Here is a 19,588-nt window from a genome sequence, read left to right as displayed (position 1 = left end):
CACGCGCGGGGTCATCGCGTGCCACCGTTGACGGTCGGCTTGTCCACGGCGATCTGCTCGACGTTCCACTTCCGCAGGACCTGCCGGTAGGTACCGTCGGCCATCAGCTTTTCCAGCGCCGCGCGGACCGGTTCGGCCAGTCCGGAATCCTTCGCCACGGCAATGCCTTCCAGCGCTTTGTTATAGGGCTCGCCGAGCAGCGCAAGCTGTCCCGAGGACGCGCTGACGAGATGGGCGGCCACCGTGGTGTCGGTGTCGGAGACTTCGGAGCGGCCGCTGGTGATGTCGAGATTGGCGGCGTTCTGGTCCGGGTAGACCGAGATCTTCACCGGGGGCTTGCCTTCCCGCGTGCACTTGGCCGCCTGCTCGGTCACGTCCGGCACCTGCGCGGTTGCCCGGGCGACGGCCACCGAATGCCCGCAGAGGTCGGCGAGCGACTTGATCTTGCCGACCTTGTCCGGGGTCCCGAACAGGGACGAACCGACGTCGAGGTAGTCCACGAAATCCACCACCTGCTGCCGCTGTTTCGTGTCGGTGAAGCCCGACATGCCGAGGTCCGCGCGGCCCGCGGCGAGCGCGGGAAGGATGCTGTCGAACGGCATCGGCCGGACCACCACCTTCTTGCCCAGCACAGCGGCCAGCGCGCGGCCGAGGTCGGGGTCGACGCCTTGCGGCTCCTTGGCTCCCGGCGGCACGAACGACTGGGGCGGAACCGCGCCGACCACGCCGATGACGAGCGTGTCCTTGTCGTGGTAGCGCGCGGGCAGGGCGATCGCCGATCCGGACGGCGCGGCACCGGGGCCGTCCCCGGCCGCCGTGCCGCCACAGCCGGTGGCTGTCACGGCGAGCACGCCGGCGGCAAGCGCGGCCAGGTACGGGGTGAATCGGGGCATCGCGGTTCTCCCTTGAATCGTCGATGGGCACCCGCCGCGGTCCGGCGGCAGCGTGCTCCCAACCTGGCAGGCCCGGGCGGCGATTCCCCTGTGTGCTCCTGAAAACCGCGGGGCAGGCGTTTGGCCGGGGCGACAAACGGGCGCTCTTGGCCGGGCCCACAGCAAAGCCCGTTTCGCTTGTCGGATTCGGCCAACCGACCGAGCCCGCTCCGGAGCTACCGTTGCCGCACGAGTACCGGTGTGCGACAACGAGAAAGTGGTGGGTATGGCAGTCCCGGCACCACGGATCAGCGCCATGAAGCGGTCCGGCATCCGTGAGATCATGGATCTCGCGAACCGGCGGCCCGACACGATCAGGCTCGAGGTGGGGGAGCCCGACTTCGCCACCCCGGCGCACGTCGTCGAAGCCGCTTGTGCTGCGGCCCGGGGTGGTTACACGCATTACACCGCGAGCAGGGGGCTGCCCGAGGTACGCGAGGTCATCGCGGCGAAACTCAAGGCGGAGAACGGGATCGCCGCCGCGCCGGACGACATCCTGGTGACCTGTGGTGCCGTGAACGCGCTTTTCGAAACCCTCGCCGCGCTGGTGTCGCCGGGGGAGAAGATCCTGGTGCCGGACCCGGGCTGGCCGAACTACGAGATGATGGCCGCGACCCTGAGCGCGCGGGTCGAGCGTTATCCGCTGCTGCCCGGCAACGGCTTCCTTCCCGATCTCGAACGGCTCGACCGTCTCGCGGCGGACCCGGACGTGAAAGTCCTCGTCGTCAATTCACCGGGCAATCCCACCGGCGCGGTGTTCCCTCGGCCGGTGCTCGAGCGGCTGGTCGAGATCGCGCAGCGGCACGACCTTTTCCTCGTTTCCGACGAGTGTTACGAGCAGATCGTCTTCGAGGGCGAGCACGTCAGTCCCGCAACGCTGGCCGACGACGGCCGGGTGCTCAGCGTGTTCAGCATGTCCAAGAGCTACGCGATGACCGGCTGGCGGATGGGATACGTGACCGGCGATAGCGCACTGATCGAGCTCATCGCGAAGACTCAGGAGCCGGTGATCGCGTGCGCGACCGCGGTGGCGCAGAAAGCGGGACAGGCCGCACTGAGCGGCGACCAGTCCTATGTACGGGAAATGGTGGCGTCGTACCGTTCGCGGCGCGACATGGCGGTCGACCTGCTGCGTGCCGGTGGTGCGCTGATCAACGAACCGCGGGGCGCATTCTATGTGCTCGCCGACATTTCGTCCTGCGGCATGGATTCCGTCGCCTTCGCCCGTAGGCTCGTGACGGAGAAGCAGGTGGCGGTGGTCCCGGGTTCGACCTTCGGACCGGCCGGGTCGGCGATGGTGCGGCTCTCGCTTGCGACGGACCGGGAGCACCTGAGGATCGGTACGCAACGCCTGCTCGAGGCGCGGGAAGAATGGAGTCGGTGAATGCAGATCGCTGTCGTCTTGTACGACCGCTTCACGGCGCTCGACCTGGTCGGGCCCTACGAGGTACTGGCCGGGCTGCCCGGTGCCGAGGTGGTGACCGTGGCGGAGAAGCCGGGTCTCGTCACCGATGACGCCGGCACCCTTGCCATCCACGCGGCAGCCGGGCTGGACGAGGTGCCGCGCCCGGACGTCGTGCTCGTGCCGGGCGGGGTCGGCTCGCATTACCAGATGGCGGAAGGAAAACTGCACGAGTGGCTCCGCCGGGCCGACCGGACCAGCACCTGGACGGTGTCGGTGTGCACCGGATCGCTGATCCTCGCCGCGGCCGGTTTGCTGACCGGCCGCCGGGCCACGAGCCACTGGCTCGCCAAGGACCAGCTGGCGCTATACGGCGCGACGCCGGTGGACGAGCGAGTCGTCCTCGACGGGCACTACCTGACGGCCGCGGGGGTGTCCGCCGGGATCGACATGGGGCTGATCCTGGCGGGGAAGATCGCGGGTGAGGATGCGGCGCAGACGCGGCAGCTGATGATGGAGTACGCGCCGGAGCCGCCGTTTCGGGCGGGTTCTCCGGGGTCTGCGCCGGAGCGGGTGGTGGGTCCGGTTTTGGCTCGGCGTGAGGCGTTGTTGACCGGGACCGAGGCGGGCTGACGAGCGGGGGCGGGCTTCGGTCGGAAGCCCGCCCCCGCCCTGCCGGGATCAAGGGTGTCCGGCGATTTCGGTGATGGCGTCGCAAAACCGGTCGACCTCGGAGCGGGTCGTGTAGTGCAGGAAACCTGCGCGGGTCCAGCCACCGGCTTCCTCCCGGCCGTAGGCCAGGGAAGCGTTGAACGCATAGAGATTGCCCGCCGAAGTGAAGATACCCTGTTCGCCTAGCTGTTCTGCCACCTGCGCCGGTGAGCGGTGCGGGAGGGTGAACGAAAACGTGGGAGTGCGTTCCCCCGCTCGGTCCGGATCGGTGATTCCGTAGACCTTCAGCCCCTTGATCGACGCCATCCGGCGCAGTGCATGGGCGGACAGCTCCCGTTCGTGGGCACCGATCCGCGCGTAGGCGTCGTCCAGGCGCCGCCGTCGGTCGGGTCCTTTGCCAAGACCGGCTAGGTAGTCGACGGCCGCGACGAACCCGGCGATTGCCTCGTGTGGCTGGGTTCCGGTTTCGAACCGGTGTCCCGGCGGATTCTCGGCCGCCGGGCGGACCCGGTCTGCCGGCAGCGTGGTCGCGAGCTCCCGGTCGATCGCGGCAAGTCCCAGGTGCGGGCCGAAGAACTTGTACGGCGAGCAGAGCAGGACGTCGAGGCCGAAGGCCCGGCGGTCGATGCGTTCGTGCGGAGCGAAATGGACGGCGTCTCCCCAAGCCAGCGCGCCTGCTTCGTGCGCAAGACCGGTGATCCGGCGCACGTCGGTTTTCGACCCGAAAGCGTTCGAGGCAAGCGTGAACGCCACGACGCGGGTCCGATCACCGAGCAACGCGGCATACGCGTCCATGTCCAGCGTGGCGTCCTCGCGCCGGAGCGGCACCGTGCGGACGGCGAGCCCGAAGTCCTTGGCGATCTGCAACCAGGGTGACACGTTCCCCTCGTGCTCGAGTTCGGTGGTGATGATCTCGTCACCCGGTTTCAGCGTTCTCCCCACCGCGCGCGTGAGGGCATAGCTCAACGTGGTCATGTTCGCGCCGAAAGCGATTTCGCCCGGATCGGATCCGGTGAAATCCGCGGCGGCCCGGCGTGCCTCGTCGTAGATCGCCTCGGTTTCCCGTGACGTGACGAAAGCGCCGAGGGCATTCGCATTCGTGGTGAGAAGATACGAACGCATGGCCTCGGCGACCGTACCCGGTACCTGCGCCCCGGAAGGCCCGTCGAAATACACGACGGGACGGTCGTTCACGTGCCGCCGCAAAGCCGGAAAGCGATCGCGGATCTCGTTGACCGGCAAGGACATCATGGTTCTCCCCTGGGGTGAAGGTGCTGGCCGGATTCGGGACCAGGCTATCGCCGGGGAACCGGCGCCGGATTGTCCTTCACTGAAGAACCGCGCGGAACCCGTTGTGCGGACTCCCAAATGCTCAGCCTGCGGTGCGGCGCCGGTATGAGCGAGCGGCGAGTACCAGGCTGAGGCCGAGCCATTCGTCGACGCCGTCGAGGTCGAGGCCGAACATTTCCTGGAGTTTCCGGAGCCGGTAGCGCACGGTGTTCGCGTGGATGTGCAGCCGTTCGGCTGCGACGGTGATGTCTCCGCGCGCGATCAGGAGGGTGCTGAGGGTTTCGAGGTAGGCCGTTTGGTGTTCGGTGTCGTGCTGTTCGAGGCGGCGCAGTGGCAGGCAGTCGAGATCGTCGGGGCCGAGGCTGTCGAGGACGCGATGGAGAACCGCGACCGGCCGGACGTCGTCGATGGCCGCGACGAGCCCGCGGTGGCCGTCGTGGGTGAGGACCCGCAGCGAATCCTCGGCCTCCCGGCGGGAACGCTCGGCGTCGTGGACCCCGGCGGCGCCGCCGATTCCGATCCGGACGGTGGCCTTGCGCCCGCCCATCGACGCGTAGTTCGTCGCGAGTTCCCGCGTGCGGCGCAAGCTCGCGGTGTCGTCCTCGTCGACGGCCACCACCGCGTAGAGCATCCGGCCCGAACCGGCGACCGCGCCCGCCACGCGGTAGCTCGCGAGAAACAGTTCCAGTGCACTCCAGTGCCGTTCGACGCTCCGCTCGCGTCCGTTCCGGTCGGCCGGCTCGATCGCCAGTACCCGGAGCCGTTTGCCCGCGAGCCCGAACCGCTCGGCCGCTTCGACCTCGCCGCCGCGGCCGAAAAGCAGGGCGATCAATGCGGTTGCGTGCGCGCGGCGGGTGGCGCGCGACATCGCCTGGTCGCGAAGCAGGTGCAGGGCGGCGACCGCCGCGGCCTCCCGGAACTGCCGCAGCTGCGCGTCTCCGACCGGTCCGCTGACGACCGCCCACATCGAACCGAGCAGGTCGTCCCCGGCCCGGATGGCACAGGCGACCCGTGGCCGCATGCCGTCGATCTCGAAGTAGATCGGATCGCGGGACGAGTAGACGCGGTGCAGGATGTCCTGTTCCCGCAGCAGGGAAACCCACCGCTCGGGCACCCGGCGGCCGAGAATCGTCTCCCGGCGTCCCACGTCGATCTCCCCCTGGGTGACCGAGAACGCCAGCACCCGCAGGGATTCGTCCTCGATCGTGACCGGCCCGCCGATCAGATCGGTTGCGGTGTCGGCGATCGCGAACAGGCTGTTGCCGTCGGTACCCGCGGGGTCCTCGCCCGGTTTCGTGCGGACGAACAACAGCGACCGCATCAGGACCGCGAGATGCAGCCACGACGCGCCGCGGGGAACCGCGAGCACCGCGACCCCGGCGGCTTTCGCAGCCTGCCGGGAACGCTCGTCGAGGCCACCGCCGAGCTTGACGCACAACGCCGCCACCCCGGCGCGGCCGAGCTCGTACAGCGCAGCCGCGAGGTCGGCCGGACCGCGGATCCCCACCCCCAGCGCGATGGTGCCGGGGCTCAGCCCCGAGACGTCGTCCGGGTCGTACATGGCGACGTCGGAGACGCCCACCCCGAGGCCGGCCGGCGCGAGGACGACCTCCAGCAAAGCGTCGGACAAGGCGCTGACCAGTGATTCGAGATGAGCGCCGGGCGCGGGGTGGTCCACTCAGCACCCCTCCGGCCGGGTCAGCCGTTGCCGACGATCCGATCGGCGAGGTCCGCGTACTGGCCGGCGATGTCCTCGATCGAGAGCCGTCCGTCCGGGCGGGCCCAGGACACGACGTGCTCGCACAGGCTGACGAGCGCGAAGGCGGTGACGGTGACGTCCGAGAGCCGGAACTGCCCGGCGGCCACCCCGGCGCGGAGAATGCCGCGGAAGATCTCCATCACTTCCCGTTGCAGCCGGGTGAGCTCGCGCTGGTGCTCCGGGGACAGCACGTGGTCGAGCTGCGCGACCTGGACGATGGACGAGTACGTCATGACATCCGCCCGCAGGCCGAGCTGGAACTGCACGTAACGGCGTACCACGGCGCGCAGGCGGCCGGGCGGGTCGAGCGTCTCCGGTACGGCCAGCGCGTTCAGGAACCGCTTGAGGAAATCCTCGATGATCGCGTAGAGGATGTCCTCCTTCGAGGTGAAATGCCAGTACAGCGCCGGGGCCTTGATGCCGACCTCCCCGGCGATCGCGCTCACCGTCGTGCGGTCGTAACCGCGTTCGAGGAAGAGCCCGGACGCCACGGCGAGCACCCGTTCGCGGGTGTTCGCGGCTGCTGCCGGCGGGACTGGTTCGGCCATGCGTCCCACGATATCCGGGCGACGGTGCGTGACAAGCGGACCGTCGGACCCGGCGCGGCCCGTTCACGAGCCCGGTTCCGGGAGCGCCGCCAAGTACCTCGCCCTGACCTCGGCGCGATCCGTTTTCCCCGACGGCGTCCGCGGGAATTCCTCCTCGGACAGCACCCATTCCCCTGGCACGGCGTAGTCGGCCAGTGCCGCGGCAAGGTGCGCTCGGGCGAGCGCTTCGTCGAACACCGCACCCGGGCGCAGGCGCACGCTGGCCACCACCCGGGCCTGCAGGACCGGATCCGGCGCGCCGAAGACCACCGCTTCGGCCACAGCGGACAATTCGGCAAGGCGGGACTCGACGGTGGCGGGGAGGATCTTCTCGCCACCGCGGTTGATCACGTCGTCGGTGCGTCCGCTGAGCCACAGCAGACCGGCGTCGTCGACCTGCCCGACATCGCCCGTCCGCAGCCATTCGCCTGCCGTCTTCTGCGCGGTCAGGTCCGGGCGGCGCCAGTACTCCCGCATCCTCGTCGGACCGGCCACCCACACCTCGCCTGCGGTCCCGGCCGGAACCTCGCGGCCGAGGTCGTCGACGATCTTCATCCGCACCTCCGGCAGGGGAAGCCCCACGGAATCGCCGCAGCCGACGATCAGGTCCGGCGGCAGGGCCGTGCAGGCCGAGGTGAACTCGGTGAGCCCGTAGGCGTGGATCAGCCGGACCTGTGGCCAGCGCCGGAGCAGTTCGCTGCTCCAGGCGCCCGGCATCGGGCTGCCGCCGAAGAAGGCGGTCCTGGCCCGCGAGAACACGCGGTCGGCGTCGTCGGCCAGCATGAGCATGCGCAGGATGCTGGGCACCCCGACGAGGTAGGTGACCGGCCGCCGGGACAGCTCCTCGACGGCGGCTGCGGTGCGGTACCGGGGGAGCAGGTGGGTACAGCCGCCTGCGAGCAGCATGTGCCCGAGCTGGTCGGCGAATCCGGTGTTGTGGAACAGCGGCACGAGGACCAGCGTGCTGTCCTCGGGCGTGGTGCCCACCAGATCGACGGTGACGGCCGAGCCCATCAGCAGGGCATCGTGGGTGAGCACGGCACCTTTGGGCGCGCCGGTCGAACCGGACGTGAAGCTGATCAGCGCGAGGTCGCTACCGGCGGGCCGGCGGTTCGGCGGTACCGGTGCTGCGCGGTCGAGGGCGGTGCGGACCAGGGAATGCATTTCCCGCACCGGAATCCGGCTGTCCACTTCGGACACCAGCGCGCGGTGTGCTTCGTCGTGCACGGCCATCGCCGCGTCGAGGGTCGTGCACTGGTCCCGGAACTGGCGTGGGCTGATCCGGTTGCTGGTCGGCGCGATCACCGCACCCGCCCGCAACGCCGCGAGGTACACGATCACCCAGCTGGTGCTGTTCGCGCCCGCCAGTGCAATGCGGTCGCCTGCCGAGATGCCGTCCGCCACGAGGGCGCCGGCCACGCGGTCCACGGCGTGCTCGAGCTGCCGGAAGGTCCAGGCTTCGTCCTCGCACCGCAGCGCCGGCCGGTCCGGTGCCGCCGTGGCCCACGAGCTCAGCGCCTGCTCGATGGTGGCCGGGGAGTGCGGAATGCTGGTCGCCGGACTGTTCATTGTGGCGACCCGATCGGCAGGGGCACGAATCCTTGCGGGGATCCGCTGCGTTCCGTCCACAGTTCTTCGAACAGCGGCAAGGTCGCCCGCCACGGCAGGACCTCGGCGCCGTGCGCACCGGCCGGAGCTCCGTGCCGGGCGAGGACGAGCGTGGCCACCGCGGCGCCGATCCCGGTCGTGCGCGCCATCACGTCATCATCCACAATGGACTGACTGTCGACCACCGTCGTCCCGCGCAAGGCTTGGACGAGGGCGGCGGTGCACGCCTCACCGCCCCGTCGCCCGCGCTTGCGATGCCGGTCCCACATCAGCTTCCAGAGGAACTCCGCCGGTTCGACGCCGGTACCGTTCACCTCGACCCGGCTGTCGTCGTGGCCGAAGCCGATCCGGCCGAGCGTCGAGAACGCTGCGTTCGCCCACGCCGGTTGCAGCGCTCCTTTGCAGCTGGCGTAACGCAGGTGCGGAAACTGCCGGACGAGGGTGAACGGCTCGGGGTGGGCGGTGTCGTAGACCTCGACCGCACCGATCGGTTCCGGGAAACGGAAGGTCTGCGCGGTCGCCGGGACGAAACCGGGGGACCGCTCCCACGTGCCGTCGCGGTACACCGGGCACGGCGTCACCGCCATGTGCAGCATATGGCGCAACGGCGCGAGCCCGCCCGGGTCGCTTTCGTGCACCATCCAGGCGATCTGCACACCGTCGGCCTGCGGATTCTCTTCGAGGAGCCGGCAGGCCAGCCAGTTGGTCACCCCCGGGGAAAACCCGGCGCCGGTCAGCACGGGTACGCCTGCGGTCACTGCCTCGTCGTGCAACGACAGCACGGCCTCGGTGCCGGATACGTCGTCGGAGATGTCCAGGTAGGCGCTCCCCGCGGCGATGGCGGCCCGCGCCGCGCGGGCGGATCCGGCGAAGAACGGACCGGTCAGGTTGAGGACCACGTCGACGCCCGTGAAGTCCAGTGGCGCGGTGGCGATGTCCGCCGTTCTCGCGGAAATCCGCCGGGGATCCTTGCCGGCCGCTTCGGCCACGGCCTCGGCGCTGCGGTCGTAACCGGCGAAGTCCGCATCCGGTAGCCGGTCGAGGAGAATCTCCAGCGTGGCCAGGCCCATCCGGCCGAGCCCCAGGATCGCGATGGTGCGCCTCATGCGGGTGTCTGCCTCCGGTTCACGGGTGGATGCTCCGGCTCAGGCCGGACGCGGGGTCAGGAACGTGCCGAGGATGTTGTGCGTGATCGCCTCGACATACGGGTCGTGCAGGCGCAAGCCGTTCACCCATTCGCAGGTGGCGGCGGTGAACACCTCGCCCTCGCCACGGGTGAAGGCCACGATCATGCCGCTGCCGCGGCTGCTCCGGGCGAGGCCCTCCTCGCCGTCCTCGCCGAGGATCGCCGCACGGAACCGGGCGTCGCCGTCGCCGATCATCAGCGAGTCGGCGTACTCGGGCAGCCCGTCCTCGGCGGCGGTCGCCCAGTTCATCGCCAGGATCTCGGTCGTCTCGGGGGCACCGTCGGTGTACCGGGGATGGGGCAGCCCGTCGCGCATTTCGTAGTCCAGGCCGTCCATTTCGAAGGAGAACACATTGCTCTCGTCACCGAACATGTCGCCGTAGCCGAGACCGGTGCCCCGCAACGCCCAATGTGCTGGCCGGAAGACCGTGAACCCGCGGGCGGCGCGGGGAGCCATGCCGCCGAAAGCCGCGTACAGACCACGCAAGGCGTTGACGCCGAAGGTGGTCGCGCCGGGATTGCCGACCAAGGGATCTTCCCAAGCCCCGGTCATCCGGGTGCGGTCGGTACCGGTGATCGGGTCGTGGTCGCGGGCGTCGTATTTGTACGCCACCTGACCGCCGTCCTCGAGCCGGATTTGCCAGGTGAAATTCCCGGCGAACCGGGCGACCCGGCCGCCGTGGGTGACGAACGAGTCGACGGCGGCCCGCATTTCGGCCGTCCAGTACTCGTCGTGCCCGATGAACGACGCGCACCGGTACGCGTCGAGCAATCCGGGCTCGCCGTGGAGGTCGTCCTGGGTGTAGACGTCCACTCGGTAACCGGCGGCTTCCGCCCACTGCACGAAATGCCGTTCGAAGGTGGCCCATCCCGCGGCTGCGTAGTACTTCGAGTAGGAATTCAGGTTCGCCCATTCGATCGCCTCGTACCGTGCGGGCAATGCCGATTTCGGCCGGGTCTCGTTGACCCAGCGCGGGGCGCCGGGCGGGAGCCACACCTGCCCGCGCGCCCAGGGCCGCTGCGCGGACAGGATCGGCGACCGTCCGCGCGGGGTCCCGGGATGCCTGCCGAAGTAGTGGTTCGCGCCGCCCCAGTCGTTGTAGGCGGCCCAGGTCGACGTCGCGAGTACCAGCGCGATCGCGTCCGGCCTCGGCACCGCGGGCTTGACCACGAACAGATGGTGGCCGAGGACCTTGCCGCCGTTCTCGCCCGCGGTGCTCAGTTCCACGAGGTACGTGCCGGGTTCGACGTCGTTGCCCAGGCTCACTTCTGCCGTCGGCGCCCAGCCGCAGCCGTCGCGGTACGCGTACTCCGGGACGGCTTGGAACGCAGTTGCCTGTTCGCTGTCGTGGATCTCCTCGCGCTGTCCGCCGTCGTGCCGGATGCGGATGCGCAGCGCCGGTTCGGTCGACGAGACGAACAGGGTGACGGTCTCGCCGGGGGAGTAGCTCCTGCGGTCGCTGTAGCACCAGGCACCGGGTGCGCCGTGCAGGTCCGGGATCTCGACCCACACTCGCCGGGCGCCGGTCGAGATGCCGGATACGACCGACGGGGTTTCGTCCCCCGGCCGCTCTCCCCGTGCCGCCGTCATGCGTTCACCACTCCGGACTGCTGGCCGGTCGGCAACGGATGGTCGGTACCGGTGGTCGGCACCGGCCGCGCCAGCAGGGACGCGACCAGGGTCACGACACCGGAAGCGGCGAGCAACGCCGCGGCCGGCCAGTAGGCACCGCCGGCGCGCTCGACCAGGTAACTGGTGAGCAGGGGGAGCAAGCTGCCGCCCACGATTGCGGAAAGCTGGTAGCACAACGAGATTCCGCTGTAGCGCAGATGCGTGGGGAACAGGTCGGCCAGCAGCGACGAGAGCGCCCCGTAGTGCCCCATCAGCAGCACGTAGCCGACCGTCAGCGCGATGATGAGCCCGGCTGTGCCCCAATGCACGGTGAGCAGGAAACCGGGAAACGCCCATGCCGCGGTCAGCAGGCCGCCGAGCGCGGCGAACTTGCGCCGGTCCCGCCCGTCGAGCAGCCGGATCACCACCGCGAGCGCGAGCACGGCCGCCGCCGAGGCGATCACGAGGCCGTTCGTCCCGGCGCTCGCGGGTACGCCGAGCCGGGATTTCGCATAGCTCGGCAGGAAATTCACCAGGATCAGCAAGCTGTGCGCGATGACCGTGACACCGGTGCCGACGAGCACCACCCGCCAGAACTGCTTGACCACCGACACCACCGGGACACTGACGACCTGGTCACGGGCCTTCGCCTCGACGAAACTGGCCGACTCCTCGATCCTCAGCCGCACGACGAGACCGACCAGCAGCAGGACGATCGACAGCAGGAACGGCACGCGCCAGCCCCACGCCCGGTACGCCTCGGCGGGCATCAGCTGGAACAGCGCGATGACGGCCGAGGACAGGAGCAGGCCCAGCGGGCTGCCGAACTGGGGAAGCGAGCCGTAGAAGGCGCGTTTGGCCCGCGGCGCGTGCTCCACCGCGAGCAGCACCGCGCCACCCCATTCGCCGCCGACGGCAAGGCCCTGTACCAGCCGCAGGGCCACCAGGATGATCGGCGCCCAGATCCCGATCCGGTCGTAGGTCGGGATCAGCCCGACGAGACTCGTGGCGAGCCCCATCATCAGCAGCGACACGACCAGCGTCTTCTTCCGGCCTGCCCGGTCGCCGAAATGGGCGAAGAGCAGGCCGCCGAGCGGACGGGTCAGGAATCCGGCGCCGAGCGTCGAAAACGCGAGCAGCGAACTGGTCAGCGGATCGCTCGCGGGAAAGAACTGCGAGCCGAGCACGAGCACGACCGTGGTGCCGAAGACGAAGAAATCGTAGAACTCGATGGTGGTCCCGATCAGGGCCGCGGCACCGACGCCGCGTGCGCTCATCGGGCGATGCCTGGCCGGCTGCCGTGGTGCACTCATCAGACTCCTGCCGCAGGGGAAGACGGGGGACGGCGCAATCTCTTTAATGGTATTAAGGAGAGAGTCTAGAACTCGTCCCGGGCCGCGTCAACGGCCGCGGGAATTTCGTGGCAGGGCGGCCGATCCGGCCCGGGAAAACCGGGTCCGGCTGGGCAGTCCGGCATTGGTCGCGTACGGTTGCCCGGTGAGTTCCGGAAAGCCGGCGCGAAGGAAACGATCGCCGCAGAAGCAGCGGTCCGGCGACCGCACGGGGGCCCGTGACGCAATACTGGCTGCCGCGCACCAGCTGTTCGCCGCGCGGGGGTACAGCGGCACCAGCACGATCGCGATCGCGGAGCAGGTCGGCATGCGTGCCCCGGCGCTGTACTGGCATTTCGCCTCGAAGGAAGCGATCCTGTTCGCCATCATCGAGCGGTCGTTCGCCGACTTCCACCGGTCGCTGCGGTTCACCGCGGACGGCCCGGAAGCACGGCTGACCGAACTGGTGCGCAGCTATGTCACATTCCAGCTCGAACAGTCCCCGGAAACGGCTGTCTTTTCTTCGTATCCCGCGTTGAGCATGCTCGGGAACATTCTCACCGAAGAGCACCAGGACCAGCTTCGCGCCATGCAGCGGGAAGTGTACGAACTGTTCAAGGAATGCCTGACCAGTGGCGCCGTATCGGGCGAGTTCCGGATCGGGGACACGAGTGTCACGGCTTTTGCCATGATCAGTCTCTGCGAGTACGTGAACACGTGGGCACAGCAGGGCGGCAAGCGGACCCCGCGGGAAATCGCCGCGGAGTACGTGGTGTTCGCGCTGCGGATGGCCGGGGTCGCGGGGTACTGAACCCGGTCACGTCATCAGGACGATGATCTCGGCCACGCAGGCGGGTTTCGCCGAACCCTCCCGTTCCACCACCACCTCGGTCACGAGTCTCGTGCCGTTCGGGCGTTCGGTGGCTTCCCACAGGGTGATCCGGCCGCGCAGGCGGGAACCGGCCGGTACCGGCTCGGGGAACCGGACCCGGTCCGAGCCGTAGTTCAGCGACGCGTTCAGCCCGTTGACGGTGTAGACCTCGTCCGAGAACCAGGCCATCAGCGACATGACGAGGTACCCGTGGGCGATCGTCGATCCGTGCGGGCTGCGCGCCGCCCGCCCTGGATCGACGTGAATCCACTGCTCGTCGCGGGTCACCCTGGCGAAATCGTCGATGTCCTGCTGGGTGATCGTGATCCAGTCACTCGTGCCCACCTCCTCGCCGACGGAGCGCCTGAGGTCGTCGATGTCCTCGAACACGCGTGGTGCCATGGGATCCTGCTTTCGTCAGGGGGTCAGCGAACTGCGAACACGGCGCGTCCGAGAAGCCGGCGTTCGGCCATTTCCCGGAGCGCGGAAGAGTATTCCTTCAACGGGCGTACCGAATGGATGATCGGGCTGATGGTGCCGTTCCGGATCAGGCCGGTGAGCACGGCCCACTGCTCTTGCGAACGGCCGTGCTCGATCATGTACGACTGTTCCACGCCCCGGATGTCCGTGTTGTTCATGAGCAAGCGGTTCACCTTGACCCGGGGGATCTCGCCGGAGGTGAACCCGACGACCATCAGCCGCCCCATCGGGGCGAGACTGCGCAGCGAGTCGGTGACGACTTCCCCGCCGACCACGTCGATCACGACGTCCACCCCGCGGCCGTTGGTGATTTCCCTTGGCACCGCCGGGATCTGCTCCCGCCGGAGCACGTGGTCCGCCCCGGCCTGCCCGGCTATCCTCGCCTTCGCCTCGGACGACACGACCCCGATCGTGCGAGCACCCAGCCCGCGCGCGACCTGGATACAGGCCGTGCCGACGCCACCGGCGGCACCGTGGATCAGCACGGTTTCGCCCGGTGCCAGGTTTCCCCGGACGGCAAGGGCGAAATGCGCGGTCAAGTAGTTCATCGGAAGCGCTGCGCCGTCGCCGAGCGAAACTCCGTCCGGGAGCGGATACACCTGGGTGACGGGCACCGTGACCACTTCGGCGGCGGCACCGGAGTCGAGGAACCCGGCAATGCGGTCGTTCTCGCGCAGCCCGCTGCCCGCCGGTGCCTCGAGCACGATCCCGGAGAAGTCGGAACCGAGCACGAAGGGCGCCTCGGGCTGCTGGTGGTACAAGCCCTGCGCCATCAGCAGATCGGGAAATCCCGCTGCGACGTAGTGGACTTCCACGAGCACCTCACCGCGGCCACGTTCGGGTGCCGCGACGTCCCGGACCCGGGCCGAGGCGGGCCCGTCCGGCTCTTCGACGCAGATCGCTCGCAAGGTTCCGGCGCCTCCTCGTCCTTAATGCCGTTAAGGACGGTAGCAACGAGCGTCGGCACTGTCAACGCGGGAGGATCCGGCACCTGACTCTTGACCAGCAGGTTCGGCGTCGTGGTCAGGTGATCGGGGAAAAGGATTGGACGCCCGGCCCGCGGGCCGGTACCTTGCAACCGGCCGTGACACGTCCGAGGAGGTGAGACCCATGAACGCAGTACCGAAGTGGGTGCTCCCCCTGCCCGTTGCGGTCGGGTGGTTGACGTAGGTGTCGCCGGGAGCGCCTTGGCACTCCCGAAAGGCAATACCGATGGACTCTTCGCAGGAAAAAACGCCGTCGTTCGACGTGATCATCGCCGGGTGCGGGCCGACCGGCGCGATGCTTGCCGCCGAGCTCAGGCTGCACGAGGTACGGGTGCTCGTTCTCGAGAAGGAAACCGAGCCGGCGCCGTACGTTCGCATTGTCGGGCTGCATATTCGCAGTATCGAGCTGATGGCGATGCGCGGACTGCTGGATCGCCTTCTCGCGCACGGACGACAGCGTCCGGCCGGGGGATTCTTCGCGGCCATTCCCACACCTGCGCCGGAGGGGCTGGACTCCGCGCACGCGTACCTGCTGGGCATTCCGCAGCCGGTCATCGTTCGGCTGCTCGAAGAACATGCGATCGAGCTGGGTGCGCAGGTCCGGCGTGGTTGTGTGGTGGCCGGGGTCGAGCAGGACGACGAGGGGGTCACCGTCGAGCTGGCCGACGGGGAACAGCTGCGGTCGCGGTATCTCGTCGGTTGCGACGGCGCGCGCAGTACGGTGCGCAAGCTGCTCGGCGTCGGCTTTCCCGGTGAGCCATCGCGGAACGACACACTGCACGGCGAGATGGAAGTCGGTGTGCCGCCGGAGGAAATTGCCGCCAAGGTGAGCCATCGGCGGTTGCAGCTCCGGCCCGTAGGCGGTGGGGTTTACACCGTCGTGGTCCCCGCTGCGGGAGTCGGCGACCGCGCGGAACCGCCCACGCTCGAGGATTTCCGGCAGCAGCTGCGGGCCGTCGCCGGAACCGATTTCGGGGTGCACTCGCCGCGCTGGTTGTCCCGTTTCGGCGATGCGACGCGGCTGGCCGAGCGGTACCGGACCGGGCGGGTGCTGCTGGCCGGCGATGCCGCACACATCCATCCGCCCACCGGCGGGCAGGGTCTCAACCTGGGGATTCAGGACGCGGTCAACCTCGGCTGGAAACTGGCCGGGCAGATCCGCGGCTGGGCGCCGGAACCACTGCTGGACACCTATCACGCGGAACGGCATCCGGTCGCCGAGGACGTGCTGGACAACACCCGTGCCCAGATGGAACTGTCGGCCGCCGGACCCGGTCCGCAGGCCGTGCGCCGGCTGCTCACCGAACTGATGAAGTTCGACGAGGTGAACCGCTACCTGATCGAGAAGATCACCGCGATCGACCTCCGTTACGACTTCGGCGCGGGCCCGGACCTCCTCGGCCGCCGCCTGCGCGACCTCGATCTCGAACAGGGCCGCGTCTACGACCGGCTGCATCGGGGCCGCGGCCTGCTCCTGGACCGCACCGAACGGCTGACCGTCGGCGGCCGGTCGGACCGGGTCGATTACCTCGCGGATCCCCTTGCGGTACTGGATGTTCCGGGAATCCTGCTCCGCCCCGACGGCTACGTCGCCTGGATCGGCGACGATCAGCAGGACCTGGACGACCATCTCTCCCGCTGGTTCGGCACACCCGCCACCGGGCAACGGGGATGAGGAAGTGCGCACTTCCAAGAGGAAAGGGCAAGCATGGAGTTTCCGTGGCCGATCGGGCATTTCCGCCGGTACCCTCGCGGCGACGGCTGACCCGAAGGAAGTTTGATGCGCGTTCTTCTCACCACCCAGCCCGGACACGGGCACTTCGACCCGATGGTGCCGTACGCCGCGGCGCTCCGGACGGCCGGTCACGAAGTACGGTTCGGGAGCAGCGCGGTGTTCGGCCCGGCCGTCGAGACCGCCGGGTTCGATTTCACCGCCATCGGCGAGAACTTCAGCTGGGACAACGCGGAGGTGACGTTCCCCGAGTCGGTGGAGTACGCGCGCCGGGGTCAGGGACTGGCGTACTCCAACGTCATCACCTGGACCAGATGGAATCCGGCGGCGGCCCGCGACCTGATCGCCTCGTTCGACAGCTGGCGACCGGACGTCCTGATCCGCGAGTTCGCGGAGAACGGAGCCACGCTCGCGGGCCAGGTCGCGGGCATTCCGGTGATCTGCGCTTCGTGGTCGGCCCTGCCGACGGACGCGCGACGCTGGGGGTCGGTGCTCGACTGGCCGTGGGTGCTCGACCGGTACCGGAGTGAGGCGACGGCCCTCGGGATCGAACTCGACGACGCCACCGCGACATGGGGCAGGCAGCTGACGCTCACCAGCCTGCCTCCGTCCTGGTTCACCGGGGCCGAGACAGAAGCGACCGTGCGGCACTTCCGCCTTCCGCTGGCCGACAGTCCGGCCACTCCAGGTCCGCCTTGGCTGGCTGCACTCGGTCGCGAACGTCCGCTCGTGTACGCGACCCTCGGCACGGTCTTCAACCGGCTGCGCAAGGCCCGCCAGCCCTTGATCGACGGTCTCGCCGAACTCGATGTGGACGTGCTGCTGACGGTCGGCAGCACGGTCGACCCGGATTCCCTCGGTCCGGTCCCGCCGAGGATGCGCATCGAACGTTTCGTGCCGCAGGCCTACGCCATGTCCCAAGCGTCGCTGGTGGTGAGCCACGCGGGCTTGGGCACCATGCTCGGCGCGATTTATCACGGCGTGCCGATGGTGTCCATCGTCCTCGGCGCCGAACATCCCCTCAACGCGGCGAGCGCCGCCGAGGCCGGGCTGGCACTCCCGCTGAACCTGGCCGACCTCGACGCCGACCGGATCGCCACCACCGCACAGCACGCGTTGGACGATCCCGTGCTCCGAGCGACGGCCGACAAGGTCCGGAAGGAGTGCGACAACCTGGAGACCGTCGATCAGGTTGTGCCGCTTGTCGAAAGCTACGTGGAAACCGGGAACACCTCGCCGGAACGGTGACCGAGCCGAACGGCAGCGGGCAGTACCCGATGACGTCAATCCGGTTCGGCGGTCAGGTCGCCGGGCAGGACCGTCGCGATGAGACCGGCGACGAACTGCGGCACCTCGGCCGGGTCCAGCACCAGGCGGGGCTCGTTGTGGTCGGGGCCCTGGAAGACCTCGACCGAGTGCACCCCCGGGTCGTCGGCGCCTTCCGCGACCCCGATGATCGTCCAGTTCCGGTGCCGGGTGTTGGCAAAATGACTGAATCCGGGACGATCCACGGAGTCTCCTCGGCGCTGTTGTCGATCTTGCCGGAAGGCTAGCAGGACGAGGTCCGCAACTCGCGGTCGAGCAGCTTGCCCGGACGGTCACCGTAGCCCCGCCCGAGTCGCCCGCAGGAGGAATTTTTCGGCAGAATGGTCGTCAAGATCAAGTGCCGAGGATGGGGAGGTACCTCCAGTGCGGGTGGCTGTGGCAGCCGTTGCGGCAGCGGCCCTGATGGCAGGGCTGTGCCCGGCGCTGCCGGCGAGTGCGGACGGTGCCGATCCGGTGGTGCACTGGGCGCCGTGCGTCCGGGAGGATGTCCACGCCGGTCTCGAATGCGGTGTCGTCACCGTGCCGATCGACTGGGATGCGCCGGGCAGTGGCAGGTTCGGCGTGGCGGTGTATCGGCTCAAGGCCCGCGGTCCGGCGAAGGGCACGATCGTGAACCTTCCCAGTGGTCCCGGAGAGACCGGCGACATTGCGTTCGCCACGCTCGGCAAGGTCGTCCCGGACTACGACCTGGTCGGCATCGATCCGCGCGGGGTCGGCGGCAGCAGTCCGCTGACCTGCACGGTCACCAGCGACCTCGCTCTTCCGCCGATTCTGCCGCCGGTGACCCGGTCCGGCTTCGAGAAGCTGAACGCGGACCAGCAGCGGTTCCGGCAGCACTGTGCCACCGAGCCGCCCGCCGTGCTTTCCCACCTGGGCACCGACAGCGTGGCCCGCGATCTCGAATACGTGCGGCAGGCCCTGCGCTTGGAGCAGGTCACCCTGTACGGCCACTCCTACGGAACCCTGCTGGCCGAGAAGTACCTCGCCCGGTACGGCCAGCACGTGCGAGCGGCGGTCCTGGAAGGCGTGATGGATCCGACGCAGGACCGGCGGAGCTTCGTCACCGCCCCGGCGGAGGCGGCCGAGGCGGCCTTCGGCGAATTCACCACCTGGTGCGGTGCAACAGAGTCCTGCGCGTTGCACGGCAAGGACGTCGAGGCGTTGCTGCGCAAGGCACAGCAGCTGGCGGACGAGGGAAAAATCCCCGGGTCGTTCGCCAGCCGCCGATGGACGGCCGAGGTCGTGACCCTGGCGGTGGGCCTCCAAGCCGGCCGCGGCAGCAGCGCGTACGCCGATCTGGCGACGACGCTCGCCGCGCTGGCCGACGGCCGGAATCCGGAGCCGGAACGTCCCGGGGAAGACCCGCCGGGGCAGAGGTTCCCCTATGCCGACCCCATCGTGTGCCAGGACTTCGCAGCCGCGGTACGCGGCCCGGCGGACGGGGCGGGCGATCTCGCTGCCACCCGGCGGGTCGCGCCGACGGTCGGCTACGACCCGAACTCGAGCCAGTACACCGCACTCTGCGTCGGCTGGCCCGGACCGGCGCCCGGGGTGGCGGGCCGCCCGGTCACGTCGGCGAGCACGACGCCGGCGCTGCTGGTGAGCAACACCGGGGACACCGCAACGCCCGCGCCATGGGCCCACTCGGTGGCGCGGCAGCTGGCCAGCCAGGCCCGGCTGCTGTCGGTGGACCGCACGACGCACGAGAGCAGCGCCGGAGAGCCGGGCTGCGCCGGGGACGCCATCCGGGACTACGTGACGACTCTCCGGTTGCCTGCGCCGGGCACTGTCTGCGTCCCCGATTGAGAGTGCCC

17 protein-coding genes are annotated in these 19,588 nt (G+C 69.3%); 6 read left to right on the top strand and 11 right to left on the bottom strand.

The genetic code is table 11. From position 1 onward, the window contains the following. Positions 1 to 11: 11 nt before the first annotated feature. Positions 12 to 893, bottom strand: coding sequence for an ABC transporter substrate-binding protein (locus OO71_RS36235; protein WP_033294525.1), 882 nt, complete (start codon positions 891 to 893; stop codon positions 12 to 14). A gap of 265 nt (positions 894 to 1,158) precedes the next feature. On the opposite strand from OO71_RS36235, the gene OO71_RS36230 reads away from it, so the two are divergent. Both OO71_RS36230 and OO71_RS36225 read left to right on the top strand, forming a co-directional pair. Then, entirely contained in the window at positions 1,159 to 2,316 is a 1,158-nt protein-coding gene (locus tag OO71_RS36230; RefSeq protein WP_033294559.1) for a pyridoxal phosphate-dependent aminotransferase, read from the top strand. Further along, positions 2,317 to 2,967 carry a DJ-1/PfpI family protein gene (locus tag OO71_RS36225; protein WP_033294524.1) on the top strand — a complete coding sequence of 217 codons (651 nt, stop codon included), beginning with the start codon at positions 2,317 to 2,319 and terminating at the stop codon, positions 2,965 to 2,967. Positions 2,968 to 3,015: 48 nt separating this feature from the next. Here OO71_RS36225 and OO71_RS36220 read toward each other — a convergent pair whose 3' ends face one another. The 7 genes from OO71_RS36220 to OO71_RS36190 form a co-directional block, all read right to left on the bottom strand. Further along, entirely contained in the window at positions 3,016 to 4,254 is a 1,239-nt protein-coding gene (locus OO71_RS36220; protein ID WP_033294558.1) for a cysteine desulfurase-like protein, read from the bottom strand. A 124-nt stretch (positions 4,255 to 4,378) separates the two neighbouring features. Further along, entirely contained in the window at positions 4,379 to 5,974 is a 1,596-nt protein-coding gene (locus OO71_RS36215; protein ID WP_033294523.1) for a helix-turn-helix domain-containing protein, read from the bottom strand. 20 nt (positions 5,975 to 5,994) lie between these two features. Next, the gene (locus OO71_RS36210) at positions 5,995 to 6,603 is read right to left on the bottom strand and encodes a TetR/AcrR family transcriptional regulator (RefSeq protein WP_033294522.1); all 609 of its coding nucleotides are present in this window, start codon (positions 6,601 to 6,603) and stop codon (positions 5,995 to 5,997) included. Positions 6,604 to 6,666: 63 nt separating this feature from the next. Continuing rightward, positions 6,667 to 8,211 (bottom strand): class I adenylate-forming enzyme family protein, encoded by a 1,545-nt coding sequence (locus OO71_RS36205; RefSeq protein ID WP_033294521.1) that lies wholly within the window; start codon positions 8,209 to 8,211, stop codon positions 6,667 to 6,669. Next, positions 8,208 to 9,356: a saccharopine dehydrogenase family protein gene (locus tag OO71_RS36200; protein WP_051792637.1), complete on the bottom strand. Its 1,149-nt coding sequence runs from the start codon at positions 9,354 to 9,356 to the stop codon at positions 8,208 to 8,210. Before OO71_RS36200 ends, OO71_RS36205 begins: the two co-directional genes overlap by 4 nt. Before the next feature lie 39 nt (positions 9,357 to 9,395). Next, positions 9,396 to 11,027, bottom strand: coding sequence for a N,N-dimethylformamidase beta subunit family domain-containing protein (locus tag OO71_RS36195; RefSeq protein WP_051792636.1), 1,632 nt, complete (start codon positions 11,025 to 11,027; stop codon positions 9,396 to 9,398). Beyond that, positions 11,024 to 12,325, bottom strand: a complete 1,302-nt coding sequence (locus OO71_RS36190) for an MFS transporter (RefSeq protein WP_051792635.1) — start codon at positions 12,323 to 12,325, stop codon at positions 11,024 to 11,026. The genes OO71_RS36195 and OO71_RS36190 overlap by 4 nt, the downstream gene beginning before the upstream one ends. Positions 12,326 to 12,545: 220 nt before the next feature. Between OO71_RS36190 and OO71_RS36185 the strand changes: the two genes are divergently transcribed. Next, on the top strand, positions 12,546 to 13,190 hold the full coding sequence (locus OO71_RS36185; protein ID WP_033294520.1) for a TetR/AcrR family transcriptional regulator: 645 nt from the start codon (positions 12,546 to 12,548) through the stop codon (positions 13,188 to 13,190). A gap of 6 nt (positions 13,191 to 13,196) precedes the next feature. On the opposite strand, the gene OO71_RS36180 is transcribed toward OO71_RS36185, so the two are convergent. Together OO71_RS36180 and OO71_RS36175 are read right to left on the bottom strand one after the other, a co-directional pair. Next, positions 13,197 to 13,652, bottom strand: a complete 456-nt coding sequence (locus tag OO71_RS36180) for a MaoC family dehydratase (protein ID WP_033294519.1) — start codon at positions 13,650 to 13,652, stop codon at positions 13,197 to 13,199. A 23-nt stretch (positions 13,653 to 13,675) separates the two neighbouring features. Further along, positions 13,676 to 14,638: an NADPH:quinone oxidoreductase family protein gene (locus OO71_RS36175; RefSeq protein WP_033294518.1), complete on the bottom strand. Its 963-nt coding sequence runs from the start codon at positions 14,636 to 14,638 to the stop codon at positions 13,676 to 13,678. Positions 14,639 to 14,942: 304 nt separating this feature from the next. Between OO71_RS36175 and OO71_RS36170 the strand changes: the two genes are divergently transcribed. Beyond that, entirely contained in the window at positions 14,943 to 16,391 is a 1,449-nt protein-coding gene (locus OO71_RS36170; protein WP_033294517.1) for an FAD-dependent monooxygenase, read from the top strand. A 105-nt stretch (positions 16,392 to 16,496) separates the two neighbouring features. Then, positions 16,497 to 17,696 carry a glycosyltransferase gene (locus tag OO71_RS36165; RefSeq protein WP_033294516.1) on the top strand — a complete coding sequence of 400 codons (1,200 nt, stop codon included), beginning with the start codon at positions 16,497 to 16,499 and terminating at the stop codon, positions 17,694 to 17,696. Between the two features lie 35 nt (positions 17,697 to 17,731). Here OO71_RS36165 and OO71_RS36160 read toward each other — a convergent pair whose 3' ends face one another. Then, entirely contained in the window at positions 17,732 to 17,959 is a 228-nt protein-coding gene (locus tag OO71_RS36160) for a hypothetical protein (protein ID WP_033294515.1), read from the bottom strand. Positions 17,960 to 18,137: 178 nt separating this feature from the next. On the opposite strand from OO71_RS36160, the gene OO71_RS36155 reads away from it, so the two are divergent. Beyond that, on the top strand, positions 18,138 to 19,580 hold the full coding sequence (locus tag OO71_RS36155) for an alpha/beta fold hydrolase (RefSeq protein WP_156096737.1): 1,443 nt from the start codon (positions 18,138 to 18,140) through the stop codon (positions 19,578 to 19,580). Positions 19,581 to 19,588 lie beyond the last annotated feature (8 nt).

Source organism: Amycolatopsis jejuensis, from assembly GCF_000717335.1.
Lineage (GTDB): Bacteria > Actinomycetota > Actinomycetes > Mycobacteriales > Pseudonocardiaceae > Amycolatopsis > Amycolatopsis jejuensis.
This window is presented reverse-complemented; position numbering and strand designations above follow the sequence as displayed.

Excerpts from the sequence above, each read along its gene's own strand:
- OO71_RS36235 (WP_033294525.1), bottom strand. The coding sequence starts at position 893 with ATGCCCCGATTCACCCCGTACCTGGCCGCGCTTGCCGCCGGCGTGCTC.
- OO71_RS36230 (WP_033294559.1), top strand. The coding sequence starts at position 1,159 with ATGGCAGTCCCGGCACCACGGATCAGCGCCATGAAGCGGTCCGGCATC.
- OO71_RS36225 (WP_033294524.1), top strand. The coding sequence starts at position 2,317 with ATGCAGATCGCTGTCGTCTTGTACGACCGCTTCACGGCGCTCGACCTG.
- OO71_RS36220 (WP_033294558.1), bottom strand. The coding sequence starts at position 4,254 with ATGTCCTTGCCGGTCAACGAGATCCGCGATCGCTTTCCGGCTTTGCGG.
- OO71_RS36210 (WP_033294522.1), bottom strand. The coding sequence starts at position 6,603 with ATGGCCGAACCAGTCCCGCCGGCAGCAGCCGCGAACACCCGCGAACGG.
- OO71_RS36205 (WP_033294521.1), bottom strand. The coding sequence starts at position 8,211 with ATGAACAGTCCGGCGACCAGCATTCCGCACTCCCCGGCCACCATCGAG.
- OO71_RS36200 (WP_051792637.1), bottom strand. The coding sequence starts at position 9,356 with ATGAGGCGCACCATCGCGATCCTGGGGCTCGGCCGGATGGGCCTGGCC.
- OO71_RS36195 (WP_051792636.1), bottom strand. The coding sequence starts at position 11,027 with ATGACGGCGGCACGGGGAGAGCGGCCGGGGGACGAAACCCCGTCGGTC.
- OO71_RS36190 (WP_051792635.1), bottom strand. The coding sequence starts at position 12,325 with ATGAGCGCACGCGGCGTCGGTGCCGCGGCCCTGATCGGGACCACCATC.
- OO71_RS36180 (WP_033294519.1), bottom strand. The coding sequence starts at position 13,652 with ATGGCACCACGCGTGTTCGAGGACATCGACGACCTCAGGCGCTCCGTC.
- OO71_RS36170 (WP_033294517.1), top strand. The coding sequence starts at position 14,943 with ATGGACTCTTCGCAGGAAAAAACGCCGTCGTTCGACGTGATCATCGCC.
- OO71_RS36165 (WP_033294516.1), top strand. The coding sequence starts at position 16,497 with ATGCGCGTTCTTCTCACCACCCAGCCCGGACACGGGCACTTCGACCCG.